Below are 16348 nucleotides of genomic sequence, written 5' to 3' on the forward strand. Positions count from 1 at the left end.
ATATTCCCCACTGCTGCCTCCCGTAGGAGTCTGGACCGTGTCTCAGTTCCAGTGTGGCTGACCGTCCTCTCAGATCAGCTACGGATCGTTGCCTTGGTAGGCCATTACCCTACCAACTAGCTAATCCGCCGCAGGCCCAGCAAACAGCGATGGCTTCCATGGAGAGGCCACCTTTCTTCTCCCGAGGCATGCCCCAGGAGAACGTATGCAGGATTAGCTCGTCTTTCGACGGGTTATCCTCCACTGTAAGGTTGGTTACCTACGTGTTACTCACCCGTGCGCCACTATACTCATGGGGTTGCCCCCACTTTCCCGTTCGACTTGCATGTGTTAGGCACGCCGCCAGCGTTCGCTCTGAGCCAGAATCAAACTCTCCAGTTTAAACTGGTAGCTGGATTCGAGGCTTCGCGAACGTAAGAAAAAACGTTGCGATACTCTGAATACCAGTACTGCTTTGCAAGGTTACTACTAAGGGCCACTACTGCTCGTAACATCCTATTTAGTTTTCAAAGAGCCGTCACTGCGGCTGCCGGTCCATCGGCAGAGGCGCGCTTGTATCTTCATCCGCTAAATGAAGTCAAGTGCGATGAGACAAGTTTGTTACGAATCTTTATTTTTTTTGGCGGCCTGCTGCTGCCACCCCCCAACTAACGCTGCGGCCACGAGACATTTGAGCAGGTCTCCGGCCAAAAATGGCCAGACGCCCATCGTGAGGACCGACTTGAAGTTAAGTTGAAGGAGCCACGCCAACCAGCCGGCACCGCAACTATAAATGATGAGATGCGCGAGGGAAAATAGCGTAAGGGTCGAGCGAAGCGCGGTCCGCGTGGGCCGGCAATAGCCGATAAACGCCGCGGCCAACGCGAAACCGACGAGATACCCGCCAGTCGGACCGGCGAGCACGGCCCAACCACTTTTTCCGCCAGAAAAGAACGGGAGACCGACCGCGCCGAGACCGAGATACCATAGGGCCATTTGAACGGCATACTGCCGTCCCAGCGTATACGCGCCGACCATCAGCACCAGGGTCTGCAGTGTGATTGGGACCGGAGTGAATGGCAGTGGGATACGCAACAACGCCGCGTAGCCGCAGAGCAGCGCGACAGCCAATGCGGCAACGGCACGGATACGTCGCCCCACAACACCATCAGTCTCCCAAGATGCAATTCTTGTCAGGTGCGGCATCGTAACCTCGCGAAGTAGTCCTTCACCATACGGTCATTCTCCAATCACTACGCGGTGAAATTTGCGTTTGCCGACTTGGAGGAGATAGGTCCCGGCGTCGTGCAAGATGTGTTTGGGATCTTTCGCAACGGTTTCATTGATGCGCACGCCGCCTTGGATGATCAGCCGGCGGGCCTCGCCTTTGCTTGCGGCGAGACCGAGTTGAAAGATGAGATCGACCAGTCCCTGCCCTGCCGCCGGCAGCGGCAATCGTGATTCTTCTACATCCGTCGGGACACCGCGTTGGGCGAAGACTTGTTCGAACTCCGCAGCCGCAGCCGTGGCAGCCGTTGGCGAATGAAACCGCGCAACGATTTCCTGCGCGAGTGCAATCTTGGCCGCTTTCGGATGTCCGGCACGCAACGCTTCAATCTCCGCAGCGGAGCGGGCGCTCAGCAAGTCGAAATATTTCCACATGACGTCGTCGGCAACCGACATGACTTTGCCGAACATCTCGTTTGGCGGTTCAAGGATGCCGATCTGATTGCCGTATGACTTGCTCATCTTTTGAACGCCGTCGGTCCCTTCCAGCAACGGCATCATTAAAATGACTTCCGGCGCTTGTCCGTACGATTTTTGGATCTCCCGCGCCACGACCAGATTGAATTTTTGATCCTGGCCGCCGAGCTCCACATCGGCGCGCAGTGCGACGGAATCGTAGCCCTGCAAAAGTGGATACCAGAGCTCATGGAGCGAAAGGGGGACATGATCTGCGAGGCGTTGCGAAAAATCCTCGCGTTCGATCATCCGCGCTAACGTGTATTGTGCGCTGAGGTGGATCAGTTCGGCGGGCGTTAATTTGCCAAGCCATTCGGAGTTGAAGCGCACTTCGGTGCGCGCGCGATTGAGGATCTTGAAGGCCTGGTCGGTGTAGGTCGCGGCATTGGCCTGAATTTCCGCCTCCGAGAGCGGCGGCCGGGTCTTGGAGCGGCCGGACGGGTCGCCGATCCGCGCCGTGAAGTCGCCGACCAGGAAGATGATTTGGTGGCCCAGTTCTTGGAATTGCCGCAGCTTGTGCATCAGCACGGTGTGGCCCAAATGCAAGTCCGGCGCGGTCGGATCGAATCCGGCTTTAATGCGCAGCGGCCGTCCGGTTTCTAATTTCTTGACCAGGTCGGCCTCGGAGATCAGTTCCACGGCTCCGCGAGCGAGGGTTGCCATTTGTTCGGGAACAGACAGCGGCATGGGACGTGTTTCTGGAGGAATTCGACGCTCCACGCAACTTTTTTTTCACCGCGCGTCGATTGGTCTTGGATAATGAGCGGCTGGTAAGTCGAGTTGTGGGATCAGCGCGGCCAGAGATTCGCGCGCATCCGTTTCAGTGCCGGTCTGCGCCCCTACCCAGGCGCGTCGCACTGCCGCGGCGTGTTTTGGCAGCAACTCCCAGGCCTCAAACGGCGGCGTCATGTCGGGGAAAACATAGGCATTGGCTGGTTCTGCAGGCGCTCTGAAATTTTTCGGCCCCAAGGCATCACTCCAGCGGCCGGTCGTAAATGCTTCTTTTAAGGCAGACACTGTGGCGGCAGCGACGCCTTTTATCCAGAAGCCTTTTCCGTCCTGCTGCGCCCGCCATTCACAGACCAAGGGTTCAGCGGATTCCCCTTCCGTCATTGCCACCAGATACGTCATCTCTTGGAATGCGCCGGCGCTGCGATAGAAGAATTGGCGCACGGCAAAGACGCCTGTTGGGGTTGTAGTGCGATGGATGAGCACGCGCCGCGGATCTGCGCACGCAACTTCCCATTCCGCCGGATCGAGCATTGCGACGCGCTCGCGCAGGCGCGCCGGTAACGTGGGGATCCATGCCACTGCGTCTTTCAGTCGCTCCGTTAACTCGAGCAGCGCGCGGTGACTTGCAACCAATGCGCCCACGAAATCCTGCAGCGCGGGCGCGGCGACACGGAAGAGGTCGTCGTTCCGTGGTACCGTGTCAATGCGGTTCAATATCAAGGCCCGCTCCGTTTCTGTTAGTGGGTCCCCAAATGAACTCACTCCCTGTGCGGTGACGGTGTCCAGCAACCAGCTGCCATGCGCATCGGCCCAGAGGGTGTCAGCCTGAGGCGCTACGAGCGGGCGGGACCATGGCCGCACGGTCTCGCAGAGCGCACGGAAACGATCCACGAGCTGTTGCCGCTGTGTCAGCGCGGTCAGCAGTGGGGCCAATTGCGTCGCTTCCTCACGTGACAACTCCATCGCCGCTACGGGATACGGCATTTCCCGATCATCTGCGACCGACAATGCCGACGCGGCAATTGAATCGGACGCGGGCGCACAGCTATGGCTCAGCCACTCCAATTCCTCCCGATACGCTCCATGGTACATCGAAGCATTCCGGACCGTCAGTCCGCCGGCGGCGGCCCCTCCCGTCCAGCGTTCATCGTATGGCAGTCGCAGCGCAACCCGCGCGCCATCAAGGCACGTCAGGATCGTATACGGCGCTTGTTCGCCGGAGAAGCTATACCTTTGCCACACCACCCAAACACCGGATGGCGATGCGTTGGGGAGAACGACCGGGCGCACGTAACGCCGCGTTTGGATAAAAGGTCCCCAACTCGCGGCCGGGCTTGGGTCTGCATCGCCCGCGTAATACGCTGCGCCGCGTTCGAATGGGGAACGCGAGGGGTCTGCCCACCGTCGCACCACCCATACCAGTGCTGCGGCCACCAACCCCGTCGCCCCCCACCACGCAGCATCTCCCGCGCTGCAGCCCTGCGCCAACGGGGCGGCCCATAGGGCACTGCTCAAAAGCTGGGCGCGCTCCGCTCGAGTCGACGCCGTTCGGAGATTCGCCGCATGTCGTGCTTGTGATGTTTGAAGAACTCGATCGACGGGTCGTGTGACGTAGCGCGGACCAGCTCCCGTCCCTACAGATACTGCTCGGCCGGCAACTCGCATGGCACACCCCTTTCCGCGCCACCATCCCCCGAAGTGTGGTCGGTTTACTGACACTGCTGCCTACAATGTGCAATCGTTTTGTGGGCGAGCCTCGATCTTAGTCGCATAACCATATGCTCAGGCGTTTTTAAGGCCCCTAGCGCGTCAATAGACGGGCTTTCGATTCGGGGAGGTACTTGAGGCTGGGGGGATTTTTGGCGAAAACATCAATAAAATCAATCAGTGTATAGTTTGAGTCGAATAAATTGGAAAAAACATCAATAAAATCAGTGGGCAGAAATCGCCCTCTCCTCCGTCTCCTTCCGAATTCGTTCGATTTGGGTGGCACGGCCGGTTTGGGGATCGACGGTGACACAAATGCCGTGCAGCACCGCCGGCCCCACGGCGGCCTGCCATTTTTTGTCCTGGCCGTCCGACAGGAAGCGGCGCAGCGCGTCTTCGACACGCATCCCGATTACGGAGTCGTAGGGTCCGGTCATCCCGATATCGGTGATCGCGGCGGTGCCGCCGGGGAGGATGCGCTCGTCGGCAGTCTGGACATGGGTGTGCGTGCCGTAGACGCAACTGACTTCGCCGTCGAGATAGCGTGCGACGGCCTGTTTCTCGGCAGTGATCTCGGCGTGCAGATCCACGATGATGATCGGGGTCTGTTTACGAAGTTCTTCGACGACCGCGCGGCCCACCACGAACGGGCTGCGGGTCTCTTTTTCTTCGTGCATGAAGACACGGCCTTGCAAATTGACGACGCCGACTTTGATGTCGTTCCTGGCGGAGTAAACGCCGACGCCGCGCCCGGGACGTCCGGCCGGCGCGTTGTGGGGTCGGAGAAATTTTCCGGTCGCCAGATACGGCGCGATCTCGTCGGTATGTTGCCAAATGTGATTGCCGGAGGTGAAGACGTCGACGGGGAGCGGGAGCAGTTCTTCAGCGACTTTGCGTGTGACGCCGCGTCCGCCGGCGGCATTCTCGGCATTCACGATCACGAAATCGGCGCGATATTGTTCGATCAGCGTCGGCAACACGGCCGCAAGGAGTTGCCGACCGGTCTTCGCAAAGATGTCACCGATACACAGGATGTTCATGATGCAGGGAGATCCTTCGGTACAACCAAACTCCTATGCTGCACGGGGAGATCCTTCGCTACTCTCAGGATGACCAAGCGGCCGGAGGCCGCTTGGTCACTTCGCATACTCCACCGCGCGGGTTTCGCGGATCACCGTGACCTTGATCTGGCCGGGATAGGTCAAATCCGCCTCGATCTTGCGCGCGATGTCCTTCGAGAGCAACACGGCTTGGGCGTCGTTGACTTCGTGGTGTTTGACCATCACGCGAATCTCGCGTCCGGCCTGGATGGCGTAGGCTTTTTCCACACCCTTGAAGTCGGTAGTGACTTTTTCCAAGTCTTCCAGCCGCTTCATGTACGTCTCCAACACCTCGCGACGGGCGCCGGGACGCGCGCCGGACAGTGCGTCGGACGCGGCGACTAGGCAGTCGAGTGCAGTATCTTGCTGAATGTCTTCGTGGTGGGCGCCGACGGCGTGGTAGATGTCGTCGCGTTCGCCGTATTTGCGACACAGGTCCATCCCGATCAGTGCGTGTGAACCTTCGACTTCATGCGTGACGGCCTTGCCGACGTCATGGAGAAATCCGGCGCGGCGCGCCAGCTTTTGCGACATGCCGAGTTCGACGGCCATCATGCCGCAGAGAAAGCCGACATCGATTGAGTGCTGCAACACATTTTGGGCATAGCTGTAGCGATACTTCAACGCGCCCATTAACTTCACCAGTTCCGGATGCACGCGATGCAGGCCGAGCTCCAACACGGCTTGCTCGCCCGCCTCTTTGATGCTGGCGTTCACGTCTTTGGTCATCTTGGCCACGGCCTCTTCGATCCGCGCCGGATGGATACGGCCGTCACGCAGCAATTCGGTCAAGGTGCGGCGTGCGATTTCACGACGAATCGGGTTGAAGCACGAGATGCTGACGGTGTCGGGTGAGTCGTCGATCACGATCTCGACGCCGGTGATCGCTTCGAGGGCGCGGATGTTGCGACCTTCACGCCCGATGATCCGGCCTTTCATTTCTTCATTGGGCAATGGCACAGTCGAAACGGAGCGCTCCGAGACGGTGTCGCTGGCCATGCGTTCGATCGACAGCGCGATGATATGCTGCGCCCGCCGCTCCGATTCGGTTTTCGTTTCTTCATCGATTTGGCGCAGCAATTTCGCCGCTTCCAAGCGCGCCTCTTCCGTGACCGATTCGATCAACTCTTTCTTCGCCTCTTGGACCGTGAGTCCGCCGACTTGCTCCAATTTTTGCCGCGCTTCTTCGATGGTGCGTTGCAGGGTTTGGTCGCGTTCCTCCAGCGCCTTGCGACGATCGGCGGCGCTCTGTTCCGACCGCTTGATCTCATTCTCTCGCCCATTCAGCAGTTCGAAGCGTTTTTCCAACCCCTCTTCGCGAGACAGGAGGCGCTTTTCGAGCTCGAGCAGTTCCCGCTGCTTCTCTTGCCGTTCTTTTTCCTGCACTTCGCGCGCTTTCAATTCCCGCGCCTTCGCTTCCAGCTCCGCCTCTCGCCGTTGGCGATCGATTTGCATGGTCGCGTCGGCGACCAAGCGCTTGGCCTCCATATCGGCGGCCTCGACACGGCGGCGTGCGGCGAAGACCCGCAGCAAGAATCCGCCGACGAGTCCCACGACTAATGCCACCACAAAGCTGATCGTATTGATTGTATTCATGACTCCTCCTTCGCTTCCAAACGTTGCCGCTGCGTATTCAGTCCAGCGCGGCAGACAATCGTCCGCCGCTCCGTCACCAAGATGTCCATCGGCTCGTCCCACGACGACGCAGGGAGATCCGCCATTAATTGCACTTCAAATGCGACCGCGACGCGCGGCCCGAGATAGCCGCCCAGCCAGCGATCGTAGTACCCACTCCCCCGCCCCAAACGCATGCCGTTCAGATCGAAGCCGACGCCGGGGATACAAAGGCAGTGGATGTCGAGCTTGTCACAACGAGGGGCCTGAGGCTCCGGGGCCAACACACCAAACGGGCCGGGCACTAATGCGGTCAAGGTGCTGACCTCGGCAAAGTCCATGGTCTGGGTCGAGAGATCGAGGATCCGAGGAAAGGCGACTCGCTTTCCTGCCGCAACGGCCCAGGTAAACAAGGCACGAATATCGACTTCGTCGGGGGTGGGAGCAAAGAGACCGAGACAGACAGCGTGTCGAACGGCGGGTAATGCCGTGAGCGACGCGACGATTGCGGCGGAGGCATCCGTCCGTGTGGGCGTATCGACTTGCGCGAGTACATGACGGAGCTGCCGCCGCACGGCCTGTTTTGTCACTGGTGCTTCCATGGTGTACACCCCAAGGAAGCAGTGGAAAGGTTTAGAACATTGACCCTATTAGGGTGCCTGACACCACTCCGAGCGTCGAAGCGGTCGATAGAGCGAAGCCCCGTGGGCCACCGCGTCTGTCAGCCATCCAACGGTGCAGATCATGACACAACACACCGACAACGTCCCTATAGGCGACCAATACATAGCCATTTCCACTGCGTTCCACATATGGCGGTCGGCTATAGCGACCTTTGTCGCATTTGTCTAGAGGGAGAGGATGGCAAGAAAGAATTTGTCGCCGTCGATTCGTAATGGCCAAGCAATAAACGATGGCCCGCTGACGATTGCTCGCCAACGGGCCATCCACAGGCGCCCGCCCATGTCGTGTGGGGCGTCTCGTACCCAGCACTCAGGCTAGGTGGGCACCTCAAATACTCACTTCAGGCTTCCCATCCGCCGAAGCGGACGGGCATGCACACCATGAGCAGGGGAAGTGCCCTTTTGGTAAGAGTCGGTTCGAGACGCTGAATTCACCAATCACGAACTGGGCAGGAAGCTCAAAATCTCTCAAAGAACATGCAACGCAGAACTGACATGAGCGACTATAGCGCCGCTACAACTGCAAATCAATTAATTCTATCAGCCCTTCGATTCTTTTTTCTATCCCACTGAAAACCTTTTCATTTTTATCGCGCAGTCGCAGATATTCGTCGGCGACATTCATGGCCGCTAAAATGCAGACATTGAGTGAAGGGATGGATTTCGTTTTGCTGGAGACTTCCGCGATCTTGTCGTTCACGAATTCCGCGATTTTCAGGACGTATTCTTCGTCCGAATCGCTGCGGACCAAAAATTTCTGGCCCATGATGCAGACTTCAACCGTTCGTTTCATCTGGCGTCCGGCTTATAAGGCGCTCCGGGAAAAGTCAAGGCGAATAAGGCCCGAAATCAGCCGATTGCAGGGGATGTATCATCCTTTTTCCAGCGCCTGCGTCCGATGCGGGACTGCGGGGACGAGTGCGAAACGAATCAGCCGCGCGCTCAAGTTCACTTCCGCGATCGCAATCCGCACCCGATCGCCGATACGATACGTGACGCGATTGCGCAGTCCCACTAGGCACAGACCCTCTTGCTCGAAGCGAAATTTTTCGGAGCCGAGGCCTTCGAGTGGAATCATGCCCTCGACAAAAAAATGGAGCAGCTCAACGAAGCAACCACGCGGCGTGACATGGGCGATGATGCCGTCGAACTGTTCGCCGATCCGTTCCTGCAGGAACGCGCCGGTGTAGACTTTGATCATCTCCCGTTCCGCCTCCATCGCCACACGTTCGCGCCGCGAGCAATGTTCGGCCATGGCTTGGAGGGAAATGGTCGCGGGCCGCTGCACGGCTTGGCGCCCTCGACTCCCCTGCCCTTTCTTCCCGGCGCCGTCTATCACGCGCACTAACAGCCGATGAACAAGCAAGTCCGGATAGCGGCGAATCGGCGACGTGAAATGGCAATAACACTTCGACGCGAGACCGAAGTGGCCGCGATTGCGGGTGTCGTAGCGCGCCTGCTGCATGGAACGGAGCAAGGTGTGATTCACTAAACGCTCGTACGGCTGTTCGCGCGCCGCTTGCACAATGCGCGCGAGTTCCTGCGGCCGCGGCGGCGTACTGATGCGCGGAGCGATGCCTAAACGCGCAACGAGCAGCGACAGTTCCTGCATCTTTTCCGGGGCCGGGGGTTCGTGGATGCGGTACACACAGGGCAAGCCATGATCGGTCAGGAAACGGGCGACGACTTCATTGGCGGCCAACATCAGCTCTTCGATCATTTGATGCGAAAAGTGGCGCGGCGCGCGCAAGATCGCTTCCGGGTCGCCTTGTAAATCGAGGACAATTTCTGGCTCCGGCAAATCGAAGTCGATGCTGCCACGATGCAGCCGCCGCGCGCGCAGCCGACGACACACTACGGCGGCGCTGGTGATCATTTGGGCAATCGGGTCGGCGGACGCAGGGCCATCCAGCATCTGTTGGACTTCCGTGTAGGTGAGCCGCGCATGGCTGCGGATCACGCCGCGATAGATCGCGGGGTGTCGCACGTCGCCGTCCGCATCGACGGTGAATTCAGCGACCAACACGAGCCGATCTTCCTGCGGGCGGAGGCTGCAGCGGTCGTCGCTGAGTGCATATGGCAACATGGGGAGTGCTCGATCGGGGAAATAGACCGACGTGCCACGCGCCAGCGCCTCTTGATCCAACACCGATCCTTCCGGGACGAAGTGGCTGACGTCGGCGATCGCGACCCAAACGCGGGCGGTGTCGTCCGCGTTCATGCGTACGGTAATCGCGTCGTCGAAATCTTTGGCGCTCTCGCCGTCGATGGTGACGAACGGGAGCGCGCGACAATCTTTACGATGCGTAGTCGCTGCATCGGCGGGCTGGTGGGCACACAACGCCTGCGCCGCGGCCTCGACGGCGGAGGGGAATTCGGTGTCGAGATGATGATGGTGGATCACGGCCGCGATTTCGGTCATCAGCAGGCCGCGGGTTCCGAGGATCTGGATGACTTTGCCGGTCAGGCCGAGCGGATCTTCGGGATAGGTCAGCAATTGGACCGCGACGGTCTGGCCGTGGCGCGCGCCGCCGGTGCCGTCGGCTGGGATGTTGACTCGCGCGCCGATCCGAGGATCATCCGGGATCACGGCCGTGACGCGCCCGTGTTGTTCAAAGTGGCCGACGCAACGCCGCACGTGCCGACTGAAGATTTGGGTAATACGGCCTTCGCGGCGTGCGGTGTCGGGGCCACCGCGCTGCGACCGTGATCGTCCTCGGCGTCCCTCCCCTTCACCTGTGGCACGGATCTCGACTTCGACCCGATCGCGGTGCGGCGTTACAGGGGCTCGCGTCGCCCCCCCGATGGGCAAAGCCCCTCGGGTCCCCCCCTCAGCGCCGCTGTGCGGCTGAGAGTGGCCCCGCTGCGCTCGCCCTCGGCGCCCCTCTCTCTCGCTTGCGGCGCGGATTTCGACTTCGACCCGATCGCGGTGCATCGCACCGCCGATGGCGCGCGCCGGCACGAAGATGTCCGGCTGTGCGGCGCCTTCGACCACGACAAACCCGTAGCCGTCCGGATGGAGTTGGATTTCACCGATCAAGCGTTGTGGCTTCATACGCCGCCTGTAGCAGATTGTGGATAAGGGGTCCATTACGCAACGGGTAAGAAGGCGTGGAAATTCGCCATCAGGTGTTGCTTCTCCACGGGCGGGCCGAGATGATGCCCCAGGACTCTCCAGGGTACGCTATCGCGGCGCCATCGAGGCGCCGCGCGCTCGCCCTCGCCGTTTTCATCATTAGAGAACGCAAGGAGAAAACGGCTCCGGGAGCCCCTGGAAAGCCCTGGGGCATCATCTCGGCCGTTGGCAGGTCAGATGTTGTCACAAGTAGATTGAGAGTCACTAGAAGTGTTCCTTTGTGTAATGGATTAGTGGTTCATTCAGATTGAAACACGGGGTTCCGACAGGGGCCCGCGGGACTCCTCTCTCGCCCCTGTCGGGCATGGGCCTTAGCATTCACTCCGCAATCCATTTTATAAACATGCCCAAACAGATTTTCCTTGCCCCTCCGAACCAATTTTTGTAGCGCACTCCCACTTTTGCTTGATCGCCGGAGCGGCGCGGCAGCAAATTGACGGGGGCGCTATGAAGCCAGACGAGCTTGAAGAAGAGACGGAATGTCCGAATTGTGGGCACGCGACGGGCGGCCAATCGGTATGCGCCAATTGCGGCGTCGTGCTGTTCGAAGAAGACGACTCCGAAATGATCCCCGACGACGGGGACGATTTAGATGATGAGTTTTAGTAGTGCGCGAGGGTGGCGGAACTGGCAGACGCGCTAGCTTCAGGAGCTAGTGGTAGCAATACCGTAGGGGTTCAACTCCCCTCCCTCGCACCAGGCAAGCAACGACGGCGCGTCTGCTGAGCCGCACCGCGGCGTTGAGGGGGAGGCTCCCCGGGCTTTGCCCGTGGAGGGGAAAGCGATGACCGAGCCCGGGTACCCACCGAAGGTGGGTGGACGAGGAAATACCCGCAGCCGTAGGCGGAGGGTACGCGAGCCCCTGCACGCCGCGCTAGCTTCAGGAGCTAGTGGTAGCAATACCGTAGGGGAGTAAGGACAGCGGAGCGGGAGCGGAGCGGGAGCGGAGCGGGAGCGGAGCCATCGTCCGCGGTAGTGAGATCACGAATGCGAGCGGGCGAGCATTCGTCTCCGCACTCGAACTCCCCTCCCTCGCACAAATTTTGCGGTAGCAAAATTTGTCCCGATATACGATCCACGATATTCGCAAATGGCCAAATGGCATTTCCTCTTTGTGGTGCTGTGCTGGTGGTCGCTGCCGGTAGCCGCAGCACCGAGCGGGGGCCTGGTACAGCTGCACGGCGACCGTTTCATCGTCGATCTCCGCTATAATACCGAAGACAACTTCCTGAAGAAAAATGTCTATCGCGAGTTCGGGCTGGACCGCTGTTATGTCCATGCGGATCTTGCAATGCGGCTGCAGCGACTCGTTCCCCTGCTGACGACTCAGAAACTTCGCTTAGTCCTCTGGGACTGCTACCGTCCGCTGGCCGTGCAACGGGCGATGTGGAAGTTGGTCCCTGATCGGCGCTATGTCGCCGATCCGAAGGTCGGCTCTCATCACAATCGGGGGATTGCCGTCGATGTGACGTTGGCCGATGAGACGGGCCAACGCTTGGCGATGCCGACCGGGTTCGATGATTTTACCGCTAAGGCCTCTCCGCATTACCGATGCCCAGCGCAGGAGCAGCAGACTTGCGCGCATCGTGCACGACTGATCGGCCTCATGAAGGAAATCGGATTGAAACCACTCAACTCCGAATGGTGGCATTATCAATTGCGACCGACGGTTGGATATCCTATTGTGCCAGCCTTGGATGGCTCGACTCCTTAATCGTATGCGTCTGCGGCTCGCCTTTGGAGGACGCCGTCTGGTGCGGCATCTCCGCGATTTGCTGCCGACACATCCATTCGCCACCTGGCAGTCGCCGGAGACCCTGCCCGCGCTGGTCCTGGAGCATCGCCTCCCGATCTATCGCGATTTCCCCGGCGTCGACCGGTCTCTCTTCGACAATAAGCGGGAAAATTTGCGGCTGGCGCTCCGACGACTGGACGGCGTGGTGATTCCACCAGGCAGCCTCTTCTCGCTCTGGCGCCTCGTCGGGGCACCGACCGCGCGACGCGGTTTTCGTGAAGGGCTGGTCCTGCAACGCGGCGCTCCGTCACGCGGCATCGGCGGTGGACTTTGCCAACTCGCGAACGCCCTCTTCTGGCTCGCGTTGCATGCCGACTTCGCAGTCATCGAACGACATCATCATAGTGTCGATCTGTTCCCCGATGACGACCGATTAGTCCCTTTCGGCACCGGCGCCACGATTGTTTACAACTTCAAAGACCTGCGACTCTTCAACCGAGGCACGAGCAGCTACCAATTTCGACTGCAAGTCACGCCGGATGCGTTGGTGGCGCGGCTGTTGGCGGCGGCACTGCCGGCGCATCGCTATGTCGTGAAGGAAGCCGATCATGCCTTCGTCACGATGCCCGACGGACTGTATCGACGCAACACGATCCGGCGGGAGCAGTGGAATACCGCCGGGCATTGTGTCGCGAACGAATTCCTGTTTCAGAATTTTTCGAAATGTCATTACGATCGTCCGGAGGTGCAATGAAAACACGAGCCTTGTTACTAGCGACAGTCCTTTGGCTGAGCAGTGCCGATGGCGCTGCGTCCGCGACAAACGCCGTGGTATTGGCCGCCGCGGCCACCAGTAGCGCGCCCGGGGCGGCGTCCGCCACGTGTCTGCTGGATCCCGGGTGCCAAGGCGTCTGGTCGCCCGGCGCTGCGGACCACGGAACGGATGAGGGCATCTACGTGCAGTTCGAGAAGCCGACCCCGATCCATTATCTGCAAGTGACCTTGGAAGGCCTCCCCGACGCGTTGGCCGCACGCTCACATTATGAACTGTATCTCAACGGTCGGACCCGCAATAGCCGTGGTCCGTATGTCGCCGGAGAGGCCTCATTCCCGGCGGCTCCCGGCGTGTTGGTATTTGGTGTCGGCAACACCGCTGATCCAGGCATCGATCCGCTCCAAGAAACCGTCCGATCGATGTTTCTGAAATTGAATCCCCGCTCGGCGGGCTCGCTGCCTCCACCGCGGATCAAGCGCATCGCATTCCTTGCGGCCGACCATGCCGCGCTGCCGTTGGCATTGCCCACGTTGCTGCCGGCGACGGTCACGGCCACTTCCGTGCTGGAGCCGATCTCCGCGTACCATCCGGCGAATCTCTTCGATTCACGATACGACTTTGCGTGGTCGACGGACGGCAAGAAGACGACCGGCACAGGTGAATCCGTAACGCTGACGTTCACCAGTCCGCAGACCGTCTCGGGCCTGCTGGTGTGGAACGGGTATCAACGCTCGCCGGAGCACTTCAAAGCCAACGGGCGCGTGCGCACGTTGGAAGTCGTGGCGAACGCACAGTCGCCGCAAACGGTTGGACTGCTCGACCAGACCGGTTCGCAACTGATCCGACTCACGCCACCATTAACGGGGGCGCGGCAAATCAAGTTTGCGATCCGCGAGACCGTCGCCGGAGCTTCCTATAAAGACGTGCTGATCTCCGAACTGCGACTCGTCGGCACCAACGGGGCGCTGCTGTTACCCCAAACGGAGCTGCCGAAGACCGCAGCGCCGACGACCTTTCAAGGGCTCATCGACCGATCGTTCGCTTCGATCCTCCACCAACCGGTCTGGGGAGATTCTCTCGCTCTCGACGAACAGGGCTATCGACTCTCCAAACAATGCGACAACGCGCGCATCCGGGTGCGTGGGAACGGGACATTCGTCATCTACAAGGATTTTAACTACGGCACTGCCGACTCGGCACAGCGGCCGGCCAACATCAACGCCAACGTCGTCGAAGGGAATTGGGAGCCGAAAGGCGGTACGCTGCGGATCTTCGGTCGCAAATATGTCACGGCGCTTCGGCAATCGGAATACGGCGGAACCAGCGCGCCGGCGACGGCACGGACGGAGATTTTCCAAAGCGAGCTAAGCATTAAACCATACAACGGGCTGACCGCGCAGGAGAAGGCGACGCTCTTCGCCTATTTATGGCAAAAGAAGCACGGGCCGACGACCAAGGCGCAGAAATTCCTTTGGGTGATCGGTAAAGACGATCAGTGGATTGAAGGGGCCAATTACGAGGATTTAGTGAAGAAGATGGATGCCGCGTTGCTGTCACTGAATCCGTATTACTTGCAATCCTCCGTGTTGAATGACCTGGTGCTCCCTTCCGACGCCGTGAGCGCTTGCTTTTCCTCCGCGTCGTGAGGTCCCGACGCGCTGTTGTCTGCCTGCTGATCGTCTCGCTGCTCGCGGCGAGCGTGGCACTGTACCGGCAGCTGGCGCAGGAGCCGTACTTGCAGGGCACGGATGCATATTACTACGCCCTCCAGGCCGAATACTGGGCACAGACCGGCACAGTGAAAATTCCGGACAGTTCGGTCATCCATCGCGTGACCGGGTCGTTGGAGCGGGCCGGCCTCTCGGGTGAGGCAGCCGTGCGCGTCTGGGAGGCGTTGTCGTTGTGCCTATTGGGACTCTCGGGCCTGATGTTGCTGTCGCGTCGCCTGCAAGTTTCGACGACGCTCTGCTGGCTGGCGTTGATGCTGTCGCCCTCCGCCCTCTTCCTGGCCATCGAGTTTCCAAAATTTTTCAGCATGCTCCTCGTAGTGCCGCTCTGGTTCGCCGCGCTGGAGTCCGCGCGGTATCCGCGAACCCTGGCGCTGCTGCTCGCGGCCGGCAGCCTCCTACTGCATCGCGCTGCATTGCCGCTGGTTGCGGGATTTACGGCGATCGTCCTCTGCTCCGGCACGCACCGCGTATTGATTGCCGGACTCGGCGTCACCGGCCTGATCGCGAGTGGAATCTTCTACGATTGGATTCACTGGGTGGATTGGCAACGGCTCTCGTTTCTCCACGCACAACCGGGACTCCTCTCGCTGTGGCAAAATGAATCCGTCCCATTCGCGATCAAGCTGGAGACGCTTTGTTGTCTCGTCGTTGTTGGCCTATGTTGGCTGCGTCGCAAGCGATGGCGCGCCCTCCCCGTCTGGCAGCGACTATTCCCCGCCGCGCTCTGTCTGCCGGCCTTCGTCCCTTTCGGCGCAGATGAAGGCTTCGGCGTCGGAGAGCGCTATGCCCTGTTACTCCCGGCACTGCTGTGGGTTTCACTCCTTTTTCTCACTCCACGGACGATAACGAACGTGTCTTGGAACCGACGGCCGCTCATCATCGTTGCCCTGCTCGCTGCAGCGCTCCCTTGGTTCGCGGGCTGGCGTTTGCGCGCAGTGCAATTGCCGGGCTGGGACGCCGCATTGCCGTCCTTCGAGATCCTCGCTGCAGAGATCGGAGCACAGCGCCCGCCCATGTTGATCGCCCGCAAAGATTTTGTCTTCTTCTACAAGTTCCGCCGCATGCAGGAGGCCTTTCCGTACGAACCGGAGACGCACTGGGATAAGACGCGGGTCTGGCGACTGACGTACGCCGTGACGCCCGAGGAACTGCGCTATTGGCTTCCAGCGGATTGCGACTGGGCTAACGGACGCGTGCAGACCCTCTCGGTCCCGAGCTACCATTTAGTCCGCGAAGATTGTTGGGCGGCGTTGCGATCACAGCTCGTGCCGTCCGAAGATCCGGACTTGTTTCATCGTGTCTGGAAGACATGGCTCAATCCCGCGCAACGGCGACCGGCCTTTCTCTATCCCAAACACGCCGACGATCGCGCAGATGAATTCCCTGCCCACAAGCGGGACTAGCGGGTACGGAG

At 60.0% G+C, this 16348-nt stretch carries 13 protein-coding genes, 1 tRNA gene, 1 rRNA gene and 1 other RNA gene; 6 read left to right on the forward strand and 10 right to left on the reverse strand.

Features of this window, described 5'->3' with window-relative positions; translation table 11 throughout:
• From HY696_00165 to rnr, 10 genes are all read right to left on the reverse strand, one after another.
• Window positions 1-381: ribosomal RNA gene (locus HY696_00165) — 16S ribosomal RNA — on the reverse strand; the annotation flags it as partial.
• 219 nt (window positions 382-600) lie between these two features.
• Window positions 601-1140, reverse strand: coding sequence for a biotin transporter BioY (locus HY696_00170; GenBank protein ID MBI4236815.1), 540 nt, complete (start codon window positions 1138-1140; stop codon window positions 601-603).
• A gap of 78 nt (window positions 1141-1218) precedes the next feature.
• Complete coding sequence (locus tag HY696_00175; GenBank protein ID MBI4236816.1) at window positions 1219-2385, reverse strand: tyrosine--tRNA ligase; 1167 nt, start codon at window positions 2383-2385, stop codon at window positions 1219-1221.
• 69 nt (window positions 2386-2454) lie between these two features.
• A complete protein-coding gene (locus HY696_00180) occupies window positions 2455-3969 on the reverse strand; it encodes a hypothetical protein (protein MBI4236817.1) in 1515 nt (504 codons plus the stop codon).
• 416 nt (window positions 3970-4385) lie between these two features.
• Window positions 4386-5201, reverse strand: a complete 816-nt coding sequence (locus HY696_00185) for a TIGR00282 family metallophosphoesterase (GenBank protein ID MBI4236818.1) — start codon at window positions 5199-5201, stop codon at window positions 4386-4388.
• 96 nt (window positions 5202-5297) lie between these two features.
• On the reverse strand, window positions 5298-6857 hold the full coding sequence (rny, locus tag HY696_00190) for a ribonuclease Y (protein MBI4236819.1): 1560 nt from the start codon (window positions 6855-6857) through the stop codon (window positions 5298-5300).
• Window positions 6854-7477, reverse strand: coding sequence for a 5-formyltetrahydrofolate cyclo-ligase (locus HY696_00195; GenBank protein MBI4236820.1), 624 nt, complete (start codon window positions 7475-7477; stop codon window positions 6854-6856). Before HY696_00195 ends, rny begins: the two co-directional genes overlap by 4 nt.
• A 349-nt stretch (window positions 7478-7826) precedes the next feature.
• A non-coding RNA gene (gene ssrS, locus HY696_00200) (6S RNA) lies at window positions 7827-8017 on the reverse strand.
• Between the two features lie 55 nt (window positions 8018-8072).
• A complete protein-coding gene (locus HY696_00205; GenBank protein MBI4236821.1) occupies window positions 8073-8351 on the reverse strand; it encodes a cell division protein ZapA in 279 nt (92 codons plus the stop codon).
• Window positions 8352-8429: 78 nt separating this feature from the next.
• Entirely contained in the window at window positions 8430-10613 is a 2184-nt protein-coding gene (rnr, locus tag HY696_00210) for a ribonuclease R (protein ID MBI4236822.1), read from the reverse strand.
• Between the two features lie 528 nt (window positions 10614-11141).
• Between rnr and HY696_00215 the strand changes: the two genes are divergently transcribed.
• From HY696_00215 to HY696_00240, 6 genes are all read left to right on the forward strand, one after another.
• On the forward strand, window positions 11142-11300 hold the full coding sequence (locus tag HY696_00215; GenBank protein MBI4236823.1) for a hypothetical protein: 159 nt from the start codon (window positions 11142-11144) through the stop codon (window positions 11298-11300).
• A 6-nt stretch (window positions 11301-11306) separates the two neighbouring features.
• Window positions 11307-11393 (forward strand) — tRNA-Leu (locus HY696_00220).
• A gap of 391 nt (window positions 11394-11784) precedes the next feature.
• Window positions 11785-12408 carry a M15 family metallopeptidase gene (locus HY696_00225; GenBank protein MBI4236824.1) on the forward strand — a complete coding sequence of 208 codons (624 nt, stop codon included), beginning with the start codon at window positions 11785-11787 and terminating at the stop codon, window positions 12406-12408.
• A gap of 4 nt (window positions 12409-12412) precedes the next feature.
• Window positions 12413-13183, forward strand: a complete 771-nt coding sequence (locus HY696_00230; protein ID MBI4236825.1) for a VanW family protein — start codon at window positions 12413-12415, stop codon at window positions 13181-13183.
• Entirely contained in the window at window positions 13180-14850 is a 1671-nt protein-coding gene (locus HY696_00235) for a hypothetical protein (protein MBI4236826.1), read from the forward strand. The genes HY696_00230 and HY696_00235 overlap by 4 nt, the downstream gene beginning before the upstream one ends.
• Window positions 14847-16337 carry a hypothetical protein gene (locus HY696_00240; protein MBI4236827.1) on the forward strand — a complete coding sequence of 497 codons (1491 nt, stop codon included), beginning with the start codon at window positions 14847-14849 and terminating at the stop codon, window positions 16335-16337. The genes HY696_00235 and HY696_00240 overlap by 4 nt, the downstream gene beginning before the upstream one ends.
• Window positions 16338-16348: the final 11 nt, after the last annotated feature.

This window comes from Deltaproteobacteria bacterium (genome assembly GCA_016210045.1).
GTDB lineage: Bacteria > UBA10199 > UBA10199.